Raw genomic sequence first — 22,149 nt, 5'->3', positions numbered from 1 at the left:
CGGGAGCCCCCGCGCGTCACACTCCCGGCGCACGGTCGGCTGGCGTGGGCGGGCGGCGCTCGGACGCAGGGGCCGGGTCGCTCTCGTCGAGTCCCGCGCGACGGAGGGCGCTCGGTTCAGTTCCGGTGCTCGTCCACCCAGCGCGGGAAGGGGTCCGCGTACTCCGCCCAGGCGGCGGGGCCGGCCAGCAGCTCCTCGGGGGTGAGCAGGCAGCTCTGCAGGACGGCGGTCAGCCTCCCGGTGTCCAGGCCCGTCCCGAAGAAGGCGAGCTCCTGGCCGAGAGGCGCGTCCTCGTCCCAGCTGAGCAGGCTGGTCGGGTCCAGCGTCAGCACGTCGCCGGCGACCGACCACGAGCCGACCCGGTCGGCGCGCGTCGCCAGGCGCACCAGGCCGCGGGAGCGGAGGATGCGGCCCACCTTCTCCGCCACCAGCTCCCCGTGGACCGCCGTGCTCAGGCGGCCGGGGTGGAAGGGCAGCGGATCGCGGAACACGAACTCCTCGACGGTCGTGCCCGAGGCGCGGCGCCGCGAGGTCCCGTTGAGGGCGCACTGCCAGCCCATCGAGGAGGCGATCGCGTGCGCGCGCCGGGGGTGGAGCCTCCGTGGCGCCGCCGGGAGCTCACCGGCGGGGAGGAGATCGGCGGTGGGGGCGAGTGCTCGCAGGAGGTCGCGGACGAGTGCGGTCCGCTCGGGGTCGCTCTCGGAGAGGGGCTCGGCGAGGGCGACGAGGCTCGAGAACTCCAGGCGGGCGGCGAGGCGCTCCGCCGAGTCGAAGGAGGGGCCCGCGCCGCCGCAGAGCTCGCGCAGGATCTCCTCCGTCGACGTCACGGCGACCACGTCGAGGATCGCGATGCGGGTGTCGGCGGGATGCCGCTGCGCGCAGAGGTGCTCGAGCACGAGTCCGATCTCGAGCGGGTCGGCCTGGCCATCGAGGGCGACGACCGTGTGACCGCGGTGGCCGTCGTCGGCGTCGGCCGCGAGGCGCCGGTGGAGCTCCTCGGCGAGAGCGGGACCGTCGGCGCCGGGCGGATCGACCTCGAAGGCGATCCGGGACTCGGGCCTGCCGGCGAGGAGCGCGGCGGTCCGCCCGGCGTCCTGGGGGTCGGTCGCGCTGACGAGGGTGACGGCGAGGACGGGGGCAGCGGGGTGGTGGGGCTCCATGGACCGCTACTCTATCGATAACAGTTCTCATTAACGACAGGAGCATCCGTGAAGGTCCGCAACTCCCTCAGGTCGATGAAGGCGCAGCCCGGCTCGCAGGTGGTCCGCCGCCGGGGCCGCGTCTTCGTGATCAACAAGCTGAACCCGCGCTTCAAGGCCCGTCAGGGCTGAGCGCCGACGGGAGGGTGCGAGCCCTCCCGTCGCGCACGGCCTCAGTGCTCGTCGTAGTGGCCGGCGTGAGCGGCGTGCTTGTGGCCGTCGTGGACGAAGTCCACGTGGTCGTCGTGCTGCACGGTCTCGTGGCCGCAGGCGTCGCCGTGCTCGTGGTCGGCGGTCGAGTGCTCGGCCTCCGACTCGTGCTCGTCGTAGTGGTCGCCGTGCAGGGCGTGGTGGTGCGTGCCGTGGACGTAGTCGACGTGGTCCTCGTGCTGCACGGCCGGGTGGCCGCAGCCCTCGCCGTGCCCGTGCTCGGTGACGGGGTGCTCGGCGTGGAGATCGGTGGTGCTCATGGTGCTGCCTTTCCGGATGCGGGGGCCGCGGACGCGACGGGCTCCAGTCGACCAGATCCATAAACGCATTGCAATGGATGCGCCTAATCGAGAGCGATCATCGGAGGTCACCCCTCCAGGGCGTGCCGGACAGCGTCGTCGACGATGTGCGTGACGTGGGTGTCGGCGACGGAGTAGTGCGCCTCGCGGCCCACGCGCTCGACCGCGACCAGCCCGGCGGTGCGGAGCATCCGCAGGTGCTGCGAGACCAGCGGCTGCGAGAGCCCGGTCACCTCGGCCAGCCGCCCGACCGTCGACGTCTCCTCGGCGAGGGCCCGGAGCAGGCGCAGCCGGGAGGAGGAGGACAGCACCTTGAAGAGCTCGGCGGCGGGTTCGAGGTCCTCGGTCATCTGCTCATGTAAGCAGAGGTGCATGCGCCGTGTCCGCGCGGCGCCCCGCGCGCCTCCGGCTACCCTCGGTGCGATGGACGAGGACAGGTACGGGCAGGACGTGCTCGCCGGCGACTGGCGCGCCCGCGGCAGGGTCGAGGTGGCGGTGGTCGAGGCCGAGCGCGATCTGGTGGTCGAGGAGGTCGCCTCCGGCTTCGTGGGTGCCGTGCTCGGCGTGGAGCTGCGGATGGTGCGGCTGGAGGACCGGTTCGGCAAGGTCCGCGTGTTCCCGCTGGGGCCCGGGTTCCTCCTCGAGGGGAAGCCCGTGTCGCTGAAGGCGCCCGGGCTGAAGCGCGACGCCGGCCTCGGTCGCGCGCGCTCCGCCTCCGGCTCCTTCCACGTCGCCGACGCGAAGGCGCGGGTCGCCCTGCCCAGCCGCATCTACGTCGAGGGACGGCACGACGCCGAGCTGGTCGAGAAGGTCTGGGGCCACGACCTGCGGGTCGAGGGCGTCGTCGTCGAGTACATCGAGGGCGTCGACAACCTCGACGAGCTGGTGCGCGAGTTCCGGCCCGGTCCGGGGCGCCGCATCGGCGTGCTCGTCGACCACCTGGTGCGCGGCTCGAAGGAGTCGCGGATCGCCGAGCAGGTCGCCGCCGGTCCGCACGGCGCCCACGTCCTCGTCGTCGGCCACCCCTACATCGACGTCTGGCAGGCCGTGAAGCCCGGCCGGATCGGCCTGGAGCGCTGGCCCGAGATCCCTCGCGGAACCGAGTGGAAGCACGGGATCTGCGAGGCGCTCGGCTGGCCGCACGAGGAGCAGGCCGACATCGCGCGCGCCTGGCAGCGCATCCTCGGCCGGGTGCGCACCTTCCAGGACCTGGAGCCGGCGCTGCTGGGCCGGGTCGAGCAGCTCATCGACTTCGTGACGGAGCCCGCATGACCCGGCACGCGGGCCTCGGCCTCGCCCTCGACGCCGTGCTCGTCCTGGTCTTCGTGCTGATCGGCCGCGGGAGCCACGACGAGGGGTCGGCGCTGATCGGCCTGCTCACCACGCTCTGGCCGTTCCTGGCGGCGCTCCTGCTCGGCTGGGTCGTCACGCGCTCGTGGCGCTCCCCGGACCGGATCGTGCCCGCCGGGCTCGTCGTCTGGGCGGTGACCGTCGCGGGCGGGATGCTCCTGCGGATCGCCTCCGGGCAGGGCGTGCAGTGGAGCTTCGTGATCGTGACGGCCGTCGTGCTGGCCGTGTTCCTCCTCGGCCGCCGCGCTCTGACGCGGCTGATCGCCCGCCGGCGCTAGGCGGACCGGCGGCTCAGCCCACCCGCACCCCGAAGTGCTCCGCGAACAGCGGCAGCAGCAGGCTGAGCTGCAGCTCGGAGAGGGTGGCGCCGCGGAGGCCGTCCAGCCCGGTGAGCACGTGCAGCTCGGCGCCGCGCAGATCGAGGTGCTCGATCCGGGCCCGGGAGAGATCGAGGGAGCGGACGTCGCAGTCGACCAGGCGCAGCCGCGTGCCGGTCGCACCCGCCAGGTCGAGCTCGTCGATCGTGCAGCGCTCGAGCAGCACGTCGCGCACCGCGGCTCCGCGGAGGTTCAGGTAGCCGAGCTTGCAGTCGGCCACGCGCACCTGCTCCCAGGTGCTCTCGTAGAGCTCGGCCGAGCCCAGCCGCGAGGCGAGCAGCTCGACGGATCGGAGCCGGCTCCGCGGCGCCGAGAGTCCGGGGACGTCCAGCCGCTCGAGCCGCGACTCCGCGATCGACGCGGCCCGCAGCTGGGCGCCGTCCAGGACCACTCCCTCCAGCACGCACTCGCTGAAGGAGGCCGCGGTGAGATCGGCGCCGGTGAGGTCGGTGCCGGCGAAGCGCAGTCCTTCGGCGTGCTCCCGGGCGCCCGTGTCCCCGGCGTACCCCTCGGCGAGGCCGTCGAGGAGGAGGGGGTCGAGCCGGGGAGGAGCGGTCGCGTCGCGCACGCGGCGAGCCTAGTGCTGGCACCATGGCGGCATGCCCCGCCTGCTCGCCGTGTGCCGCGTCGCCCGCCTCCTGCCCGACTCCGGCACGGTCGGCGTGACCGCGATCGACAAGCGGCCGGTCGAGGGTCCCGTCGGAGTGCGCGACTTAGGCCTCTACGGCGACGTGCAGGCCGATCGCGCGCACCACGGCGGCCTCGACAAGGCGCTCTACGCCTACTCCGACGAGGACGCGGTCTGGTGGGCGGAGCGCCTGGGGCGGCCGGTGGCCGCGGGGATGTTCGGCGAGAACCTGCGGATCGCGGGCCTCGACGTGAGCGGAGCCGTGATCGGCGAGCGCTGGCGGATCGGCGAGGCGGTCGAGGTCGAGGTGACGATGCCGCGGACGCCGTGCGCGACGTTCCAACGGGCCCTCGGAGAGCCCCAGTGGGTGAAGCGCTTCGCCGACGAGGGGCGCACCGGCGCGTACCTGCGGGTGCTGCACCGCGGATCGGTGGAGGCGGGCGACGCCGTCGAGGTGCTGAGCCGGCCCGGGCACGGCGTCCCGGTCGACCGCTGGTACCGCGAGCACAGCCCGGCGGACGCGCAGGCGCTCCTCGAAGCGGAGGAGGCGGGCGCGCTCCGGCCGGCTCCGGCGCTGCGGGCGTCGATCGAGCGGGCGCTCGCCTGACCCGGTCTACTCCCCGCGCGCCTCGCGCTTGAGGCGGCGCTTGACCGCTCGCTCCGTGAGCACCGTCAGGTAGTCCTGCACGGGCCGGTCCTGCAGGTCCGCGAGCTCCTCGCGCACGAGCGGCGCGACCTGCTCCTCGGAGTGGTCGGGGAACTTCTTGCGCACGTTCGCGGTCACGTCGCGCACCACCTGGTCGAGATCGAAGTCGGTCGTCATGCGGAGATCCTGGCCCCTCGAGGTGAACAGGAGGGGCGCGGAGCCCGCGGCCCCGCGCCCCTCCTCCGTGCCGATGGTCAGCTCGCGGCGACGGCGATCTCGTTCGGCGTGACGTCGAGCTCGCCCGTGGCGACGACCTCTCCCGTGGTGAGGTCGACGGCGTGGATGCTGTCGGCGGCCGGGTCGGTCACGTAGGCGATGTCCCCGGCGACCGTGATCGCGGGGTGCGGGTCCTGCCACTCGACCGGGCTCTCCCAGGCGTCGACGACGGGGTAGGAGGCGGTCAGCTCGCCGGTCTCGGGGTCGAGGACGTGGATCGCGCCGTCCGAGGCGATCATGTACGCCAGGTCGTCGGGGCCGCGGGCGACGCCGCGGAAGGTGTACTCGACGCCCTCGGGCAGGTCGACGACGTCGAGGGTCTTCGCCTCGGTGTCGATCAGCGCCACGCGGTGCAGGAGGTAGCCCTCGGCGTCGCGGTCGTCCTTGTAGTCGCCGACGATGATCGGGCTGGTCTCGCTGACCCAGGCGTTGCCCATGCGGCCGTACGGCTGGTCCGGAGCCTCGAGCTTCGTGATCTCGCCGCCGTCGTAGACCAGGGCGCCGTTCTCGCAGCCGAAGACGACGACCTCGTTCTCGGCCGTGCCCTCTCCGTGGACTCCGGGGCACTGGTCGTTCGTGGCCGTCACGGCGCCGGAGGCGTCGCGCACCTCGATGCCGTTGCGCCCGTCGGCATCACCGACCGTGGTGAGGAAGGTGCCGTCCTCGAGGACGATCGAGACGCCGTGGTGCGCCTCGACTCCCGGGATGGTCTCGGTCTCGGGCATCCCGTCCGAGGACGCCAGGTCGGCGGTCTCGAGGACGGTCGTGTCGCTCGTGCCGTCGGCGTAGAGGACGGTCTTCCCGGCGTGCCGGACGACGTGGCCCGGGGTGTCCGCGGGGAAGACGATGTCCGTCAGCTCCGGCTCGCCGCCGGTGCCGGCGGCGGTGTCGAGGAGCTGGAACCCCTCGCTCATGGTGACCATGACGTGGCGGTCGTCGCCGGCGGGGTTGAGGCGGGTGAACTCCTCGGAGTCCATGTCCGCGACGGTCTCGAGGGTCTCGCCGTCGAGGACGAGGATGCCGCCCTCGTAGGCGACGGCGACGCGGGCGCCGGCGGCCGCCGCGGCCTCGGTGGCCGGTGCGGTGGACGCCGAGGACTCGGCGGCCGGGGTCGAGCTCGACGAGCAGGCCGCGAGGACCGTGATCGAGCAGGCGGCGATCAGGCCGAGGCCCGCCCGCCGGACGTGCGGATTCTGCATGGGTGCTTCTTCTTCCTGGTGGTGGATCGGAGGGCTCACGGGGAGAGCCCGGTGGCGATGCGCTGCGTGTTGACGCGCATCATGGCGAGGTAGTCGGGAGCGCCGCCCTCGGGCCCCGTCAGGGACTCCGTGAACAGCTCGACCACCTCCACGCGGATGTCGGCCTCGCTCGCGAGCGCCTGGACCAGGCGGTCGGGAGACGAGGACTCCGCGAAGATCGTGGGGACGCCGGTCTGCTCGACCGCGTCGACGAGATCGGCGAGGTCGGAGGCGGACGGCGCCGCGAGGGTCGTGCCTCCCGGGATGACGGCGCCGACGACGTCGAAGTCGAAGCGGTCGGCGAGGTACCCGAAGACGTGGTGGTTGGTGACGAGGGCGCGGCGCTCGGCGGGGATCGCGGCGAACGCCGCGGCCATCTCGGAGTCGAGCCGCTCGAGCTCGGCGCGGTAGCCGGCCGTCCGGTCCCGGACGGCGGCCGGATCGACGCCGTCGAGCGCGGCGAGCACGGGCCCGAGGGAGTCGACGACGTCGATCATCCGGCCGGGGTCCGTCCAGAAGTGCGAGTCCGGGCTCCCCTCCGCGTCGCCCTCGCTGTAGTCGAGGACGTCGACGGCGTCGCCGGCGACGAACGCGGGGACGTCCTCACCGGAGGCCTCGTCGAGGTGCTGCTGCAGGCCCTCTTCGAGTCCGAGCCCGTTCGAGACGACGAGGTCGGCGGAGCGCAGGCGCGCCGCCTCCTGCGCCGAGATCTCGAAGGAGTGCGGGTCGGCGTCGGGCTTCATCAGCGTGACGACCTGCGCCTCGTCGCCGACGAGCTCGCCCACGACGTCGCCGAGGATGTTGGTGGAGACGATGACGAGGGGCCTCTCGTCCTCCTCCGCGGACGTGCAGCCCGACAGGAGCAGGACCGCCGCGGCGGACGCGAGGGCCCAGCGGCGCCTCATCGGCCCGTCTCCGCCGTGAAGGCCGGCTCGGTGGCGGTCTCGAAGGTGCGGGCGAGGCGCGCGCCGTCCGCGTAGTCGATCTCGTGCAGCTTCCGCTCGGCGGGCGCGCTGAGGTAGGCCCGCTGCTGGTCGGCGATCAGGACGGGCCGCGAGCCGTCCGCGGTCGTGTCCGCGACGAGGGGCGCGGTCTCGGAGAGGACCGCACCGTCGGAGCCGTCGAGAACCAGCACGCGGCCGTCGGCGGCGAGGGCGAGGACGGTCTCGTCCGCGTCGTCCACCGCGGTGACCTGCGCCAGCGGGGCGGGAGAGGGGAGGAGGCTCCAGGAGCGCTCCCGGGTGTCGAGGAGCCAGATGCCCGCGTCCCCGGCGAGGCCGGCGACCGTGGGGCGGCCCTCGCGGTTGTCGAAGGAGGCGGCGGGTGGCGCGGTGGTGCCGGCGGGGTAGGGGATCCGCTCGACGACGAGCTCCTCGTCCTCGATCGACGCCAGGAGTGCGCCGTCGGAGCAGCCGATGACGGCGCCGACGCGGGTGGTGATCGTCCCGGCGGGGTCGGGGCAGGCCTCGCGGAGGCCCGTCGGCTCGCCGTCCGAGTCGTAGCCGGCGACGGCCGCTCCGGATCCGGACCCCTCGGTCACCAGTGCGGACGAGCCGACGGGCACGACCATCCCGGGTCCGGGCTCGACGTCCTTCCGGAACCGCTCGACGATCGCCCCCTTCGACAGCGCCTCGGTGTCGAGGAGGACCGCCTCGCCGGAGTCGGGGAAGAAGAGTCCGGTTCCGCCGGTGGTCGAGAGGTTCGTCGTGGCGACGACGGCCGTCCCGGAGCCCTCGACCGTGCCGATCAGGCGGGGGTCCGCGCGGTAGTAGTGGAAGTGGTCCACGTGGTCCCAGGTCCACACGCCGCTGTCGACCATCTCGACGCCCGCATCGGTCTGGGCGAAGAGGTAGCGGCCGTCGGTCGTCATCGCGCTCGGTGCGCCGATGGTGCCGAGGCCGGTGACCGTCTCGTCGAGGAGGTCGAGGTGCGACACGGCGCCCGACGGGTCGATCGACGTCAGCCCCAGGCGCGGCTCGGCGAGCTCGGCGGCGTTCGCGACGGCGCCGTGGCCGGAGCCCGTGTCGTCCGCGGCCGGCGCGGAGGCATCGGTCGAGCAGGCGGCCAGGCCCAGCGCGAGAGCGCCCAGGAGGACGGTGGAGGCGGTGGTTCGGGAGTGCACGGAGTCCTTTCGAGGGTGAGCGGGGGGAGGAGCGGTGCCGGCAGGGCCTCATGCGGCGACCGGCTGAGGGCCCGACCGGGACGCGAGGGCCGACGCGGCCGAGCGGACCGCCCAGGACACCGCGGCGACCGCGATGGCCGTGCCGGCGACCGAGGCGCCCGCGGCCGTGGCCGCGTGCCAGGAGACGAGCAGGCCGACGAGCACGGAGGCCGCGCCGAGGATCGACGCGAGCAGCATCCGGGTCGGGATGCGGGTGGTCCAGTGCCCGGCGGCCACCGCGGGAGCCACAAGGAGCCCGACGACGAGGAGCGAGCCGACCGCCTGGTAGGAGGCGACGACGGCGAGGGTCACCAGGCCGACCAGCGCGGCCTGAGCCGAGCGCGGACCGAGCCCGAGCACCGCGGCGATGCGCGGATCCAGCGCCAGGGCGACGAGCGGGCGGTGGAAGGCCGCTGCGACGAGGAGGCCGGTTCCGGCGGCGGCGGCGAGCAGCCCGATGTCGACAAGGGTGATCGCGAGGATGTCGCCGAAGAGGATCGAGGTCGCGTCCGTGGCGAAGCTGCCCGAGTGCGAGATCACGATGACCCCCAGCGCCAGCATGGCGACGAAGAGCAGGCCGATGCTGGTGTCGTAGGACAGTCGTCCGCGCCGCTGCAGGGCCGCGATGCCGAGGCTCATCAGCACCGCGCTGGCTGCGCCGCCCACGAGGACGGGCGCGCCGAGCACCGTCGCGAGGGCGACGCCGGGGAGCATCCCGTGGGCGAGCGCCTCACCGAGGAAGGCCATCCCGCGGAGGACCACCCAGGTGCCGACGACGCCGCAGAGGACCGCGACGAGGACGCCGCCGAGGAGGGCGCGCTGGAGGAAGTCGAGAGCGAACGGCTCGAGGATTCCGGCGAGGAGGCTGGGCATGGTGCCCGACCGTACACGATAATGAGAACAGTTATCACTCCTGTACGCTCGTCGGGATGGACGTCTCACCCCTGCCCGAGCCCCCGGTCCGCCTCCGAGGCGCTCACGTCGACTTCGGCTCCCGCCGCGCTCTCGCGGGGGTCGATCTCGACGTCGCCGCGCGCTCGCTGACCGTGATCGCCGGGCCGAACGGCGCCGGCAAGTCGACGCTTCTGGAGGTGATCGCGGGAGTGCGTCCACTGACGTCCGGCACGCGGGACGTCACCGGAGCGATCGCCTTCGTGCCGCAGCGGGCGTCGATCCCGGACCGCCTCCCGGTGACGGTGCGCGACGTGGTCGCGGTGGGCACCTGGGGTCGGCTCGGCCGCCTCCGCCGCAGCGACGCGCGCGCGGCGGACGCGATCGCCACCGCGCTCGAGCGGATGGAGATCGCCGCGCTCGCCCGGGAGCCCTTCGCGGTGCTCTCCGGTGGTCAGCGGCAGCGGGCGCTCCTCGCCCAGGGGCTCGCCCGCGGGGCCGGCCTGCTGCTCCTGGACGAGCCCACCACCGGCCTCGACTCGGCGAGTGCGGAGCGGATCCGGTCGGTCCTGCGCGCGGAGGCGGACCGCGGCGCGACGGTGGTCTGCGTCTCGCACGACCCCGCCGTGCTGGCCGACGCCGACCGCGTCGTCGGACTCGTCGACGGGGCCCTCGCTCCGGCGGACCGATCCGTCACCCGGGGCCCGTGAGGCGGGGGCACACGGGCCGTCCGTGACGGATCGCACCCGAGCGACGGGCCGCGGGCTGGGAGGATGGGGGGATGACCTCGACGCTGCTCGACCGGATGCCGACGCCCGACGCGGACGGGCGCGTCGACGACGACGCGGTCTACCTGGCCTTCACCGAGTGGGCGGAGTCGCGCGGCCTCCCGCTCTACCCGGCGCAGGACGAGTCCATGCTCGAGATCGCCTCCGGCTCCAACCTGATCCTCTCGACGCCCACCGGCACCGGCAAGTCGCTCGTCGCGATCGGCGCGCACGCCGCGGCGCTCGCCTCCGGGCGCCGCAGCTTCTACACGGCGCCGATCAAGGCGCTCGTCTCCGAGAAGTTCTTCGCGCTGGTCGACGTCTTCGGCGCCTCCAACGTCGGGATGGTCACCGGCGACTCCTCGGTGAACGCCGACGCGCCGATCATCTGCTGCACGGCCGAGATCCTCGCGAACCTCGCGCTCCGGCACGGCGAGGACACCCCGGTCGACCAGGTCGTGATGGACGAGTTCCACTTCTACGCGGACCCGGCGCGCGGCTGGGCCTGGCAGGTGCCGCTGCTCACCCTCCCTCACGTGCAGTTCGTGCTGATGTCGGCCACCCTCGGCGACGTGACGGCGCTCGCCGCCGACCTCAGCCGCCGCACGGGCCGGGAGACCGCCCGGGTCACCGGCGTGGAGCGCCCGGTGCCGCTGCACTACTTCTACGAGATCGCTCCGATCCACGACTCCATCGAGGAGCTGCTCTCGACGAACCAGTCGCCGGTCTACGTCGTGCACTTCTCGCAGGCGGCCGCTCTCGAGCGCGCGCAGGCGCTCACCAGCGCGAACATCGCCACCCGCGAGCACCGCGACCGCATCGCCGAGGTGATCGGCGGCTTCCGCTTCACCACCGCGTTCGGCAAGACCCTCTCCCGGCTGCTCCGGCTGGGGATCGGCGTCCACCACGCGGGCATGCTGCCGAAGTACCGCCGCCTGGTCGAGCAGCTCGCCCAGCAGGGCATGCTGCGCGTGATCTGCGGCACGGACACCCTCGGCGTCGGCATCAACGTCCCGATCCGCACCGTGCTGCTCACCGCGCTGACCAAGTACGACGGCACCCGGACCCGCCAGCTCTCGGCCCGCGAGTTTCACCAGATCGCCGGCCGCGCCGGTCGCGCCGGGTACGACACCGCCGGGACCGTGGTCGTGCAGGCCCCCGAGCACGAGTCCGAGAACCGGAAGGCTCTCGACAAGATGGGCGACGACCCGAAGAAGCGGAGGAAGTGGGTCGCCAAGCGCGCGCCGCAGGGCTTCGTCAGCTGGGGGGAGCCGAGCTTCCGCAAGCTCGTCGACGCGGAGCCCGAGACGCTGACCTCGCACATGACGATCACCTCGGCGATGCTGCTGAACGTGATCGCCCGCGGCGGCGACGCCTACGCGAACGTGCACGCCCTGATCTTCGACAACCACGAGCCGTGGAAGCGGCAGCTGCAGCTGGCCCGCCGGGCGCTCGGCATCTACCGGACGCTGCGGGAGGCGGGAGTGGTCGAGCAGAGCGTCGGCGCCGACGGCGTGACCCGCATCCGCCTGACCGTCGACCTGCAGCCGAACTTCGCGCTCAACCAGCCGCTCTCGCCGTTCGCGCTGGCCGTGTTCGACGTTCTCGACCCGGAGTCGCCGAGCTTCGCGCTCGACGTGATCTCGGTGCTCGAGGCGACCCTCGACGACCCGCGCCCGATCCTGGGGGCCCAGCAGTTCCAGGCCCGCGGCGAGGCCGTCGCCGCGATGAAGGCCGAGGGGATCGAGTACGAGGAGCGGATGGAGCTGCTCGAGTCCGTCACGCACCCCAAGCCGCTCGAGGAGCTCCTCGAGGCGACCTTCGAGACCTACACCGCCGCGCAGCCGTGGGTGAAGGACTTCGAGCTCTCGCCGAAGTCGGTCGTGCGCGACATGTACGAGCGGGCGATGTCCTTCGGCGAGTACACCGCGTTCTACAAGCTCTCCCGCTCGGAGGGACTGGTGCTGCGCTACCTGTCCGACGCGTTCCGCGCGGCCCGGCAGACCATCCCCGACGAGCTGAAGAACGAGGAGCTGCACGACCTGATCGAGTGGCTGGGCGAGCTCGTGCGCCAGGTCGACTCCTCGCTGGTCGACGAGTGGGAGGAGCTGGTCAATCCGGCGCTCCACGCGGCCGACCAGGCGATCGTGCCGCCCGCTCCGCGCCGCCTCACCGCGAACCACCGCGCCTTCCGCGTGCTGGTGCGCAACGAGATGTTCCGCCGGGTGACCCTCGCCGCCCTCGACGACCACGAGGCGCTCGGCGAGCTCGACGCCGCCGCCGGCTTCGACGCCGACGCGTGGGGTGCCGCGCTGGACGACTACTACGACGAGCACGACAGCATCGGCATCGGGCCCGACGCCCGGGGGCCGAAGATGCTGCTCGTCACGGAGGAGCCGACGCAGTGGCTCGTGCGGCAGATCCTCGACGATCCGGCCGGCGACCACGACTGGGGGATCTCGGCGACCGTCGACCTCGCCGAGTCGGACGAGCAGGGTGCGGCCGTCGTCCGCGTCACCTCGGTCGGCCGCCTGGACTGATCAGCGGCCGCGCTTCTCCCGGCGCTGCATCTCGGCGGCGATGTCCGCCTCGGTGATCTCCTTGCGGGCGGGACCCCAGATCGACGCGGCCTGGCCGACGACGCCGATCCCGATCCCGATCATCGGCCAGATCGGCCAGAAGTAGCCGTCGGCCCCTGTGCCGACCCAGACGGCGGTCGTGATCGCCGAGACGCTCGCCCATCCGCCGACCGACCCCAGGAAGTCGCGGCGCCGCTTGACCTCGCGCACGGCGAGCGCGCGCTCGGCGTCCTCGACGCGGGCGGTCTCCACCTCCTCGCCGGAGGCGGCCGCCGGGACGACCTCCGCGGACCGGTCTCGCCGGGCGGACGGATCCGGAGTTCCCCACTCGTTCGTCATGCGGCCAGCCTACGCACGGGCCGTCGGCAGCGGTACGCGGGCTTCAGGCGGCGGTACGCGGGCTCAGGGGGCGGCCGCCTGCTCCGGCTGGCAGTGCGGGCACCACCAGGTGCGGCGCTGCTCGGGGTCGTCGCGGACCTCGTCGCGGACGAGCACCGTCGTGCCGCAGCGCAGGCACGGGCGCCCGGCGCGCCCCGCGACCCAGTGCCGCTCGCCGCGGCGGGTGTCACCGGTGGTGGTCTGGAACATCCCCGGGATCGTGACGGAGGCGCGGAGGCCTCTCGCCGCGGTCGCCACGAGGGCGCGGACGTCGAGGGAGCCGATCGGCCGCCAGGGCCAGACCCCGCGGAGGAAGCAGACCTCGTTGGCCCAGAGGTTGCCGAGACCCGCGAGGCAGCGCTGGTCGAGGAGTGCGGCGACGACGGGCCGGTCCGGGAGGCGGGAGAGGCGCCGGACGGCCTCGTCGGCGTCCCAGTCCGCGCGGAGCGGGTCGGGCCCGAGGTGCCCGACGGCGCGCGGCTCGTCGCGGGTGGCGAGGAGCTCGACGACCGGGAGGTCGATGCCCCACACGGTCGAGTCGTCGTCGAGGCGGAGGTGGACGCGGACGTCCTTCTGCACCGAGCGGGGGACCGCTCGGCCGGGAGCGGTCACGGTCCAGGAGCCCTGCATCCGCAGGTGGGTGTGCAGGGTCGTTCCGCCGGAGAAGCGGGTGAGGAGGTGCTTGCCGTGGGTGTCGTGCTCGAGGATCCTCAGCCCGGCGAGGGAGGTGCCGGCCGCGTCCCCGGAGCGCAGATGGCCCTCGAGGACGGTGCGACCGTCCGCCGCCCGCCTGAGGCGGGCGGCGAGACGGTGCACACTGTCTCCCTCGGGCATCCCCGAACTCTAGGAGCCGGAGCTCGTCGAGGTCAGGGGTCGCGCGGGATCAGGCGCCGCGGTACGCCTGCTTGTAGACGCGCTCGGTGCCGTCGGGCGCGGTGACCTCGATGGTCGCCGTGCCGGCCTTGATGGGCTTGAAGACGGTCACGGTCTTGACCGTGAACGACTGGCCGGGCTTGACCGTCTTCTTCGTCTTGCTGCCGTACGCCGTCGTGATCTCGATCGAGACCGTCTCGTCGCCGTTGTTCACCGCCGACACCGTCAGCGTCCGCACGACGGCGAGGCGCCTGGTGGAGGCGGTGGTCGCGACGTCGATGACCGTGACGGGCTCGGGCTCCGGGTCCGTCCGGGTCTCGGGCAGGTCGAGGCCGACGACGACCGGGTCGTGGTCGCTGGAGCGGTACGCCGAGGTGTCGTAGAAGATCGTCGCGTTGTAGTCGTAGCGGCTGTACTCCAGTGCCACGGACTCGCCGCTGTTGATGTTCCAGGTGTCGACACCGGTGACCGTCCTGTCGGCCGCGGGCGAGGCGAAGACGTGGTCCAGCGAGCCGACCGCGCCGTCGAACGAGTACGAGTACTTGCCGTCCTTCGCACCCTGGTCGATGTAGCCGGCGTCGGTGATCACCTTCACCGGGTCCTCCTTCGAGTAGGCGTTGAAGTCGCCCAGCAGGTAGACGAGCTCGGTGGCCTTCTCGGTGCGGAGGCGGTCGGCGAACGCGACGAGCGCGGTGGCCTGGTTGACGCGGGAGGCGTTCGAGGCGCCCTGGCCGTCGCCCTGATCCGCGTCGACTCCGGAGCCGGAGCCCTTCGACTTGAAGTGGTTCACGATCGCGACGAACTCGCTGGCGCTGTCGCCGATCAGGCGGAACTCCTGGGCGAGGGGCTTGCGGGCGTTGGAGAAGGCGACGCCGTCGTTCAGGATGACGGACTCGCCGACCGGCTCGATGACGGCCTTCTTGTAGATGAACGCGGTGCGGATGACGTCCTCGTTCGCGAGCGCGGGGAGGGCGGCGGGTGAGGGCACGTACGCCCACAGCTCCGAGCCGGCGGCGGTGTTCAGCGCGGCGGTCAGCGTGGCGAGGGCCTCGTCGCGCGGCTTGCCGAACTTGGCCGAGTTCTCGATCTCCTCGAGCGAGACGACGCCGGCGCCGAGGCTGTTGATCGCGGTGACGATCTTGGCCTGCTGGCGCTCGAGGTCGTCCGCGTTCGCGGCGCCGCGGGCGTCGCAGCCGCTGTTGACCGTGACGGGGTCGCCGTCGCGGTCGGTGTAGAAGGTGCAGCCGGTGATCGAGTCGCCCGTGGTGGAGAAGTAGTTCAGCACGTTGAAGGACGCGATCGAGAGGTCGCCGCCGACGGCCTCGGGGGCCGCCTCGCGGGTGTTCGCGAAGGTCGCGGGCTGGACGGTCGCGGCGTTCTCGACGGTCAGCTGCGTCGTCGGCTGGAAGGACCAGCCGCCGTTGCGGTAGTCGAGGACGACCGGGGTCGTGAAGGTCGCCGGGGCGCCCACGCGGATCGGCTCGGCCGGGGTGAGGTAGGGCAGCGGGATCGCCTTGTTCGCCGCGGCGCCGAGGAAGTTGATCGAGGCGCCGTCGTCGAGCACGATCGCGCGCGCGGCGTTGTCGGCGACGACCGCGGCCAGCTCCGGCGTTCCGGGGCGGGCGACCTCGGTCGGGGTCAGCAGCGGCGAGTCGCCGGCGGTGAGGCCGACGGAGCCGAAGCTGTTGAGGTCGAAGGTGTCGGTCACGGTGAACGCGCCCTGCGGGGCGATCAGCATGCTCTCGAGCGTCTCGCGCTCCTCGACGGTGCGGGGGAGGCCGACGGCGGCCGCGATCGGCGCGACGGCCGGGGTGCCGAGCTTCTCGACGGTCGCGGCCGAGGTCGGGGTGAGCTCGGTGAGGCCGTTGAACTCGCTGACGGCGCCGGTGATGCGCAGGTTGTCGCCGATCGCGACCGCGCCGACCGAGGCGGAGGAGTAGACGAAGACGGCGTCGGAGGCGGTGCGGCCGGTGGTCTGCGCGCCGGTGCCGGCGGTCTGGATCACGTAGCCGTTGTAGCCGCCGGTGGCGTAGCGCGCGGTGACGACGCCGGTGGTGGTGACGGTCTGCCCGACGAGCGGGGACGCGGCTCCGGTGCCCTGGATCTCGGCGATCGAGACGGTCGGCGCGGTGGTCGGCGGCGTCGTCGGCGGGGCGGTCGGGGTCGCCGTGGGGGTCGCCGTCCCGGTCGGCGCCGGCGTCGGCTCCGGGGTGCTGCCGCCGGCGGACTCGGGGGTCATCGCGCCGACGGTGAAGTCGGCGGCGTTGGAGTCGGTATCGCCGGTCGCGGAGTCGGCGCGCGCGATCGACTCGGTCAGCGTCGGCGCGGTGGCGGCCGCCGACTCGAAGGTGTTGGAGGTGCCGTAGCCGAGCAGGTCGAGGACCGCGTCGGGCTGCTCGGCGGTGCCGGTCGGCGGGGCGACGAGGGTCGCGGTGCCCTCGACCAGGAAGAGCGTGCCGCCGGCGGCCGCGATGTTGAGGCCGTTCGCGGTCTGGTCGGCGGCGGGGAGCGGCGCGCCGTTGCTGTCGTTGCTCGCACCGGCGATCAGGAAGTGGCCCTCGGCGGGGACGGTGCCGGTGAGCGCGACGGTCGTCGTCGGGTTCGCCGTGCCGGTGGCCGAGCGGTACTGCAGCGAGAGGCCCGAGAGCGCGACGTCGGCGCCGGTCGGGTTGTAGAGCTCGACGAAGCGGTTGCTGTAGGTCGCGCCGGCCGAGCCGCCGCGGGCGAAGATCTCGCTGATGACCAGCTCGTCACCGCTCGGAGCCGCGGTGGCGGGGGTCGCGACCAGCGGCGTGGCGACCAGGGCGAGACCGGCGAGGGCCGCGAGGGCGAGGCGCCTCCTCGGTGTGCGGGCGCGAGGCCTGTCCGCGAGGGGTGCGGGGGAGTCGGGCATGGTGGTCCTCTCGATCGCCGCTCCGGAGAGCGGTGGTGCGTCACCGCACGGCGACGGCGACCCTTCGCCCCTGAAAGGGGCACAGTGAGCCACGCTATGCAGTGCGGGTGCCCGGCCTGTGAACCGGACGTTTCATGAACGTAAACTCACCCACCGACATCGGGGCCGCGGTCCCGTCTTCGCGGCCTCCGTCCGGGAACGCGGGCCATGATCGGGAGATGATCTCCTTCGAATTGGCCAGGGCGCTGCGGACCGCGGGTCTGCGCTGGGCACCGGTCACCGGCGACCGCTTCCGCATCGAGCGCGAGGGGTTCGACGGCGACGTCTTCACCGTGAGCGACATGACGATCGAAGCGCACGAGTACGAGACCGGCACGGTGCTCGGCTTCAACGGCACGACCGAGTGGGCGCTCGACTCCGTGGCGCTCGACGACTCGCTCTGGCTGCCGCGCGAGGACCAGCTGCGCGAGCTGCTCCGCGGTACGTTCCGCTCGCTGCGCCGCGTCGCGGCCGGCGGGCCGGTGCGCTTCGCCGTGACCGTCGAGCTCGCCGGCGAGCAGCGCGACTTCGAGGACGAGATCGCCGAGAACGCCTACGCGGAGGCGCTGCTCGCGCTGGTCAGCTCGGTCGCGGTCGACCTCGACGACGTGGACGAGCTCGCCTGAGCCGACGGGCACCTCTGCCCGTGGGGAGACGTCCCCATTCTTCGCGGCCCGCCCGCTCTCCACGATCGGTCTCGTCGGAACAGACGCTTCCGAGTCGAGGAGAACCCCATGCGAGACCTGCAGCAGCGACCGTCGTCCGGCACCACCGGGCGGACCACCGGACTGATCGCCTCGGGCGGCGTCCCCGTCCCAGGGGCCGAGGAGGCCTACCGCCGCTTCCTCGAGCTGCGGCGCGAGATCTACGTCGACGAGGCCGGCTTCCTCTCCGCCGAGCACGGGAGCGACGGCCGGGAGACCGACGAGGACGATGCTCGCTCGCTCGCCTTCGCGGTCGTCGAGGAGTGTGCGGGCGAGCTGCGGATCCGCGCCGCTCTCCGCCTGATCGTCAAGGGTCGCGCGACCCGCGCGGTGACCGACGACCGCCTCCCCGTCGAGCGGTACTGGCCGGAGGTCTTCGGCTCGAGCCCCGCACCGGAGCCCTCCGTCGAGGTCTCGCGCCTCGTCGCGCGGCACGAGAACCGGGCCGCGCAGCACGCGTGCGTGCTGGAGCTGTACGCCGCAGTCCTCGCCTTCCTCGACGAGGCCGGGATGCGCTCCGCCTACGGGCTGATCGATCCGGTGCTCGAGCGGTTGCTGCGCCTCTCGCTCACCGCCACGAGGATCGGCGAGCGGCGGTGGATCGGCGCGTACCGGAGTCACAACGTCGCGATCGCGATCGAGGTGCCGCCGATCAGGCGGCTCAGCCGCTGGCTGCCCGGCCGCCTCCTCACGGCGCGCGACATCCTCGTCGGGATCGACGACGAGCAGGAGCTGGCGGCGTGAGCACGGACGTGACGGCCCCCCGGTTCGCCAGGAACCTCGGCTTCTGGAGCGAGGCGGAGCAGGAGGCGCTGTGCTCGGCGCGGATCGCGCTCGCGGGCGTCGGCGGGGACGGGTTCCAGCTCGGGCTTAAGCTCGCGCAGATGGGCGTGCGCTCGTTCGCGGTCGCCGACCCGGAGGTCTTCGAGCCGGAGAACGCGAACCGGGTGCCCGGGGCGACGCTGGCGGCGGTGGGCCGGAACAAGGCCGAGGTGTTCCGCGAGTCGGTGCTCGCGCTCGACGCCGACGCGACGGTCGACGTCTTCCCCGCGGGCGTGCTCCCGGAGACGGCGCTCGGCTTCGCGCGCGGCGCGGACCTGGTCGTCGACGAGACGGAGGTGACGACCCCGGAGGTGGGCGTGCTGCTGGCGCGGACCGCCCGCGCGCTCGATCTGCCGGTGCTGTGGGTGATGAACGTCGGCTGGGCCGCGCAGGCGACGTCGTTCCACCCGAGGTCGCGGCACACCGTGGAGCGCATGCTCGGCTTCACGGAGGATCTGCCGCTCGAGGAGATCGCGCGGCGCCCGGCGGTGCTGGGAAGGACGCTGCCCGTGATCCCGCCCTACACCGACCTCCGGGTGCTGCGGGCCGTCACGTCGGCCGCTCCGGCGCCGCTGCCCTCGATCGCCCCGGGGGTCGACGCGGCCTCGGCGCTCGGCTCCGCACAGGCGTTCCTGCATCTCACGGCCGCCGTCGGCAACCGCCGGCCCCGCCCGACCTGGGCGCCGGCGTTCGCGCACGTCGACGTCTACGGGCGCACCGCCGGCACGGTCCGCAGGCCCCGGTTCTCGGCGGCCCTCACCCTCGCGCGCGCGGCGGCCCGGGACGCGCTCGCGCTCAACCCGCGGGTGCAGTACTCGGACGAGGACCGCGAGCGGCGTGCCGCCTAGCGGACCTCGAGGTGCAGGCCCGGCTCGGTATCGGCGACGACGGTCGCGACCGCGCCCCGGCCGGGCGGCAGCAGCCTCACGGTGACGCGCCCGAAGCCGATCTGCTCGAAGGCGCGCGCGGCGGTCGCGGCCACGCGGTCGAGGGTGGACTCGTCGAGGTCGCCGTCGGAGTCGTCGAGGAGCACCACCTGGACCCCGCGCAGCCGCGCGGCGCGGACGCTCGCGACCAGCGGGTCGCGCACGAGGCCGAAGGCGCGGAGCCCGTCGCGGATGCCGGCCTCGACGTTGGCCGCGTCTCGTGCGAGGGCGGGGGAGTAGGGCTCGCCGGCGGCCGCTCGCGCGAGGAGCGGCTCCGCGAGGTCCGCGACCAGCCGCACGCGCTTCTCCCGCTCGGCGAAGCGGCCGTCGGCCTCCGCCGTCTCGGTGGCGAGGCGCTCGAGCTCGGCCCGCACCTCGCCCATCCGGCCGATGGCGTAGCGCAGGCCGAGGCGGAACAGGACGCCGCAGACGAGCAGGATCGCGTAGCGCGACATCGCCTCGAGGGCGAAGAGCGCGCTGTGGCCGCTGCCGAGGACGCAGGCGAGCGTCACGGCTCCGACCGCGAAGTGGCCCGCGACCGCCGCGAGGATCCGACCGCGGAGGCAGAGGGCGAAGAGCGGGAACGCGGTGCCGCCGAGGAACCAGGTGGCGAAGCTCCCCTCCCAGCCGGTGGGCTCGAGGGCCCACCAGCCCAGGGCCGCGGCGACCGGTGCGCCGGCCGCGACCAGGAGGGTGCCGGGGAGCGGGAGCGGATCGCGGGGGCGCCGGACGACCAGCGCGACGAGGAGGGCGACGATCAGCACCGCCGCCGCCGTGAGCGCGGGGCGGCGGGACCAGTCGAGGTTCAGCGTCGCGAGGAGGACGTTGGCGCCGACGAAGAGGAGCCCGATCACCCGGACGTGGCCGCCGCCGAAGCCGAGCAGGTCGGAGACGTCGGCGCTCTGCTCGAGACGGCGCGGGCGGGTCACCGGCGCCACTCCAACCGCACCACGGTGCCCGCCTCGGAGGCGATCTGCGCGGTCGCCCCGGCGATCTGGGTCACCCGGCCGAGGATGCTCGTGGTCAGTCCCATCCGGTTCTGCGGCACGGCGGCGGCGACGAACCCGCCGCCGTCGTCGCCGACCTCGATCGAGAGCCCGCGCTCGTCGACGGCGAGGGACGCGCGGACGGCGGCGGGGGCGCCGTCTGTCGAGCGGGCGTGCTGCACGGCGTTCCGCGCGGCCTGCACGGTCGCGTCGATGAGCGCGTCGGCGACGGGGGAGGGGACGGCCACGGCGCCCGCCGCGATCCGGGTGCTGAGGACGGCGAGCGGCGCGGCCTCGGTGATCCGGACGGAGGCGGCGCGCACGAACTCGCCCGCGGTCAGCATCGCCCGGCTCGGGGTCGGGCCCGTCGGATCCGTCCGCCGGAGCTCCGCGAGGTGCGCGAGGGCGATCCGCGCCGCGGCTCGGGAGCGCTCGGCGGAGTGGCTGATCTGCTCCACGTTGAGCAGGAAGGAGAGGATCTCGTCGTGCACGAGCGCGCCGACCCGGATGCGCTCGCTCCGCCGCCCCGCTCGGCCGGCGGCACGGGCGGCCGCGAGCACCGACTCGCGCGTCGCGCGCTCGAGCGACCGGCCGGCGCCGAGGACCGCCTGGGCGAGCCCCGCGAAGACCGTGCCGATCATCGCCATGTCGACCGCCTCCTCGATCGCCACGACGGGCGATCCCGAGGTGGCGGCGCGGACGGCGAAGAGCAGGAGGCAGACGCCGGCCACGGCGAGCGGCACGAGGCGCGCGGGGAAGGCGACGGCCGCGGCGGTCATCGCCACGGGCACGGCGTCGATCAGCCAGGAGGTGGCGGCGGGGCCGCTCCCGGGCGGCACGGCCGGGATCAGCGCGAGAGCGAGGACGGCGAACAGGACGACGTGCGCGCGGAGCACGGTCCGCACCGCGTCGAGGCTGCCGCGCATCGCGACGAGCAGGGTGACCAGCGGGGCGGGCAGCACCAGAACGGATGCGGCGACGGCCCAGAGCGGGGAGATCCCGAGAGCGGTGGCCGCGTAGCCGAGCGCCGCGACGGCGTGGAACGCGATGCCGCCGATGCTGAATGCGACGACGAAGATCCGCTCGAACCGGTCGCCGATGCCGAAGCTCGGCTCCTCCGCCGCCGCGGCTCCGGATCTCACATCGGGCCTTCGAGCAGGCCGTCCTCGATCGCGCGGATGTAGAGCTCGACCTTGGTCCCCGCATGGCGGCCGACCCGCGCGTACTTGGCGCGGATCCGCCCGACGTAGTGGGTGACGGTGTCGCGGGACAGACCGGTGAGGGAGGCGACGCGCTGCGCCTTCTCGCCCGCGGCGTAGAGTGCCAGCACCTCGCGCTCGCGGGCGCTGAGTCCGGCGTCGGCGAGCTCGACGTCCGCGTCGAGGGCCGCGGCCCAGTCGGTCGAGGCGACCGCGACGCCGTGCGCCGCCGAGCGGATCGTCTCGAGGAGCACGGAGTCCTCCTCGGACTTGCGCACCATGCCGAGCGCGCCGGCCCTGGCCGCAGCGCGGACGGAGTCGGGGTCGTCGCCGGCCGAGAAGATCAGGACGCGGGTGCCGCGGCGCATCAGCCGGGAGACGTTCTCGCCGGCGTCGCTGCCGTCGCCGAGTCGCAGATCGAGGATGACGAGGTCGAAGTCCGCGGCGTCCTCCTCGATCTCGGCGACGGTGGCGGCGACGGCGTCGGCACGCAGGTCGTCGGTCCCGCGCAGCAGCTCGGCGATGCCGGACCGGACGATGGCGTGGTCGTCGATCACGCAGATCGAGCGCACGGGGTCGACGGCGAGGGGAGCGGCCGGCTCGAGGGGAGCGAGGGGCTCGGGAGAAGCGAGGGGCTCGAGGGGAGGTGCTGACTCGAGGGGTCGGGAAAGGGTGCTCACGGCGGCGGGCATCGGCGTCCTGGATCGT

Annotated in this window: 24 protein-coding genes; 9 read left to right on the top strand and 15 right to left on the bottom strand. The window is 73.7% G+C overall.

Features of this window, described 5'->3' with window-relative positions:
* Window positions 1-116: 116 nt before the first annotated feature.
* Window positions 117-1,160 (bottom strand): GTP-binding protein, encoded by a 1,044-nt coding sequence (locus tag C5C35_RS07715; RefSeq protein WP_104262882.1) that lies wholly within the window; start codon window positions 1,158-1,160, stop codon window positions 117-119.
* Window positions 1,161-1,208: 48 nt separating this feature from the next.
* Here C5C35_RS07715 and ykgO point away from each other — a divergent pair, with 48 nt between their 5' ends.
* Window positions 1,209-1,331 (top strand): type B 50S ribosomal protein L36, encoded by a 123-nt coding sequence (ykgO, locus tag C5C35_RS07710; RefSeq protein ID WP_104226896.1) that lies wholly within the window; start codon window positions 1,209-1,211, stop codon window positions 1,329-1,331.
* 41 nt (window positions 1,332-1,372) lie between these two features.
* On the opposite strand, the gene C5C35_RS17230 is transcribed toward ykgO, so the two are convergent.
* Both C5C35_RS17230 and C5C35_RS07700 read right to left on the bottom strand, forming a co-directional pair.
* Window positions 1,373-1,669 carry a hypothetical protein gene (locus C5C35_RS17230; protein WP_104247339.1) on the bottom strand — a complete coding sequence of 99 codons (297 nt, stop codon included), beginning with the start codon at window positions 1,667-1,669 and terminating at the stop codon, window positions 1,373-1,375.
* A gap of 107 nt (window positions 1,670-1,776) precedes the next feature.
* Window positions 1,777-2,058, bottom strand: coding sequence for a helix-turn-helix transcriptional regulator (locus C5C35_RS07700; RefSeq protein WP_104222235.1), 282 nt, complete (start codon window positions 2,056-2,058; stop codon window positions 1,777-1,779).
* Between the two features lie 73 nt (window positions 2,059-2,131).
* Between C5C35_RS07700 and C5C35_RS07695 the strand changes: the two genes are divergently transcribed.
* Together C5C35_RS07695 and C5C35_RS07690 are read left to right on the top strand one after the other, a co-directional pair.
* Window positions 2,132-2,980, top strand: a complete 849-nt coding sequence (locus C5C35_RS07695) for a DUF3097 domain-containing protein (protein ID WP_104226898.1) — start codon at window positions 2,132-2,134, stop codon at window positions 2,978-2,980.
* On the top strand, window positions 2,977-3,336 hold the full coding sequence (locus tag C5C35_RS07690) for a DUF3054 domain-containing protein (protein ID WP_104233715.1): 360 nt from the start codon (window positions 2,977-2,979) through the stop codon (window positions 3,334-3,336). The genes C5C35_RS07695 and C5C35_RS07690 overlap by 4 nt, the downstream gene beginning before the upstream one ends.
* Before the next feature lie 13 nt (window positions 3,337-3,349).
* Here C5C35_RS07690 and C5C35_RS07685 read toward each other — a convergent pair whose 3' ends face one another.
* A complete protein-coding gene (locus tag C5C35_RS07685) occupies window positions 3,350-4,003 on the bottom strand; it encodes a pentapeptide repeat-containing protein (RefSeq protein ID WP_104233714.1) in 654 nt (217 codons plus the stop codon).
* Window positions 4,004-4,034: 31 nt separating this feature from the next.
* Between C5C35_RS07685 and C5C35_RS07680 the strand changes: the two genes are divergently transcribed.
* The gene (locus C5C35_RS07680; RefSeq protein WP_104255826.1) at window positions 4,035-4,670 is read left to right on the top strand and encodes an MOSC domain-containing protein; all 636 of its coding nucleotides are present in this window, start codon (window positions 4,035-4,037) and stop codon (window positions 4,668-4,670) included.
* Between the two features lie 6 nt (window positions 4,671-4,676).
* Here the strand turns inward: C5C35_RS07680 and C5C35_RS07675 are convergent, their stop codons facing one another.
* The 5 genes from C5C35_RS07675 to aztB all read right to left on the bottom strand — a co-directional run bounded on the left by C5C35_RS07675 (window position 4,677) and on the right by aztB (window position 9,257).
* Window positions 4,677-4,886, bottom strand: coding sequence for a three-helix bundle dimerization domain-containing protein (locus tag C5C35_RS07675; protein ID WP_104262881.1), 210 nt, complete (start codon window positions 4,884-4,886; stop codon window positions 4,677-4,679).
* Window positions 4,887-4,963: 77 nt separating this feature from the next.
* Window positions 4,964-6,184, bottom strand: a complete 1,221-nt coding sequence (aztD, locus tag C5C35_RS07670; protein WP_104262880.1) for a zinc metallochaperone AztD — start codon at window positions 6,182-6,184, stop codon at window positions 4,964-4,966.
* A 35-nt stretch (window positions 6,185-6,219) separates the two neighbouring features.
* Window positions 6,220-7,128, bottom strand: coding sequence for a zinc ABC transporter substrate-binding protein AztC (gene aztC, locus C5C35_RS07665; protein ID WP_104250617.1), 909 nt, complete (start codon window positions 7,126-7,128; stop codon window positions 6,220-6,222).
* Window positions 7,125-8,345 carry an ABC transporter gene (locus C5C35_RS07660; RefSeq protein ID WP_104262879.1) on the bottom strand — a complete coding sequence of 407 codons (1,221 nt, stop codon included), beginning with the start codon at window positions 8,343-8,345 and terminating at the stop codon, window positions 7,125-7,127. The genes aztC and C5C35_RS07660 overlap by 4 nt, the downstream gene beginning before the upstream one ends.
* A 48-nt stretch (window positions 8,346-8,393) precedes the next feature.
* Window positions 8,394-9,257 (bottom strand): zinc ABC transporter permease AztB, encoded by an 864-nt coding sequence (aztB, locus tag C5C35_RS07655; protein WP_104262878.1) that lies wholly within the window; start codon window positions 9,255-9,257, stop codon window positions 8,394-8,396.
* A gap of 56 nt (window positions 9,258-9,313) precedes the next feature.
* Here aztB and aztA point away from each other — a divergent pair, with 56 nt between their 5' ends.
* Together aztA and C5C35_RS07645 are read left to right on the top strand one after the other, a co-directional pair.
* Window positions 9,314-9,985 (top strand): zinc ABC transporter ATP-binding protein AztA, encoded by a 672-nt coding sequence (aztA, locus tag C5C35_RS07650; protein WP_104262877.1) that lies wholly within the window; start codon window positions 9,314-9,316, stop codon window positions 9,983-9,985.
* A 71-nt stretch (window positions 9,986-10,056) separates the two neighbouring features.
* A complete protein-coding gene (locus C5C35_RS07645) occupies window positions 10,057-12,582 on the top strand; it encodes an RNA helicase (protein ID WP_104247346.1) in 2,526 nt (841 codons plus the stop codon).
* Here the strand turns inward: C5C35_RS07645 and C5C35_RS07640 are convergent, their stop codons facing one another.
* The 3 genes from C5C35_RS07640 to C5C35_RS07630 form a co-directional block, all read right to left on the bottom strand.
* A complete protein-coding gene (locus C5C35_RS07640; protein ID WP_104222259.1) occupies window positions 12,583-12,960 on the bottom strand; it encodes a 2TM domain-containing protein in 378 nt (125 codons plus the stop codon).
* 63 nt (window positions 12,961-13,023) lie between these two features.
* Window positions 13,024-13,833, bottom strand: coding sequence for a DNA-formamidopyrimidine glycosylase family protein (locus tag C5C35_RS07635; protein ID WP_104262876.1), 810 nt, complete (start codon window positions 13,831-13,833; stop codon window positions 13,024-13,026).
* 49 nt (window positions 13,834-13,882) lie between these two features.
* Window positions 13,883-16,765, bottom strand: coding sequence for an ExeM/NucH family extracellular endonuclease (locus C5C35_RS07630; RefSeq protein WP_104262875.1), 2,883 nt, complete (start codon window positions 16,763-16,765; stop codon window positions 13,883-13,885).
* Window positions 16,766-16,983: 218 nt separating this feature from the next.
* On the opposite strand from C5C35_RS07630, the gene C5C35_RS07625 reads away from it, so the two are divergent.
* The 3 genes from C5C35_RS07625 to C5C35_RS07615 all read left to right on the top strand — a co-directional run bounded on the left by C5C35_RS07625 (window position 16,984) and on the right by C5C35_RS07615 (window position 19,178).
* Window positions 16,984-17,430: a hypothetical protein gene (locus C5C35_RS07625; protein WP_104222265.1), complete on the top strand. Its 447-nt coding sequence runs from the start codon at window positions 16,984-16,986 to the stop codon at window positions 17,428-17,430.
* A 108-nt stretch (window positions 17,431-17,538) separates the two neighbouring features.
* The gene (locus C5C35_RS07620) at window positions 17,539-18,252 is read left to right on the top strand and encodes a hypothetical protein (RefSeq protein WP_104262874.1); all 714 of its coding nucleotides are present in this window, start codon (window positions 17,539-17,541) and stop codon (window positions 18,250-18,252) included.
* The gene (locus tag C5C35_RS07615) at window positions 18,249-19,178 is read left to right on the top strand and encodes a ThiF family adenylyltransferase (protein ID WP_104222269.1); all 930 of its coding nucleotides are present in this window, start codon (window positions 18,249-18,251) and stop codon (window positions 19,176-19,178) included. Before C5C35_RS07620 ends, C5C35_RS07615 begins: the two co-directional genes overlap by 4 nt.
* On the opposite strand, the gene C5C35_RS16955 is transcribed toward C5C35_RS07615, so the two are convergent.
* Genes C5C35_RS16955 through C5C35_RS07600 form a run of 3 tightly spaced genes read right to left on the bottom strand, consistent with a single transcriptional unit; the run spans window position 19,175 to window position 22,133 of the window.
* Window positions 19,175-20,185 (bottom strand): hypothetical protein, encoded by a 1,011-nt coding sequence (locus tag C5C35_RS16955; RefSeq protein ID WP_146082206.1) that lies wholly within the window; start codon window positions 20,183-20,185, stop codon window positions 19,175-19,177. The two genes, C5C35_RS07615 and C5C35_RS16955, sit on opposite strands and share 4 nt — an antisense overlap.
* Window positions 20,182-21,384: a hypothetical protein gene (locus C5C35_RS07605; protein ID WP_104262873.1), complete on the bottom strand. Its 1,203-nt coding sequence runs from the start codon at window positions 21,382-21,384 to the stop codon at window positions 20,182-20,184. The genes C5C35_RS16955 and C5C35_RS07605 overlap by 4 nt, the downstream gene beginning before the upstream one ends.
* Window positions 21,381-22,133: a response regulator transcription factor gene (locus tag C5C35_RS07600; RefSeq protein WP_104222275.1), complete on the bottom strand. Its 753-nt coding sequence runs from the start codon at window positions 22,131-22,133 to the stop codon at window positions 21,381-21,383. The genes C5C35_RS07605 and C5C35_RS07600 overlap by 4 nt, the downstream gene beginning before the upstream one ends.
* Between the last annotated feature and the right edge of the window lie 16 nt (window positions 22,134-22,149).

It is taken from the genome of Rathayibacter sp. AY1F8 (genome assembly GCF_002932165.1).
Lineage (GTDB): Bacteria > Actinomycetota > Actinomycetes > Actinomycetales > Microbacteriaceae > Rathayibacter.
This window is presented reverse-complemented; position numbering and strand designations above follow the sequence as displayed.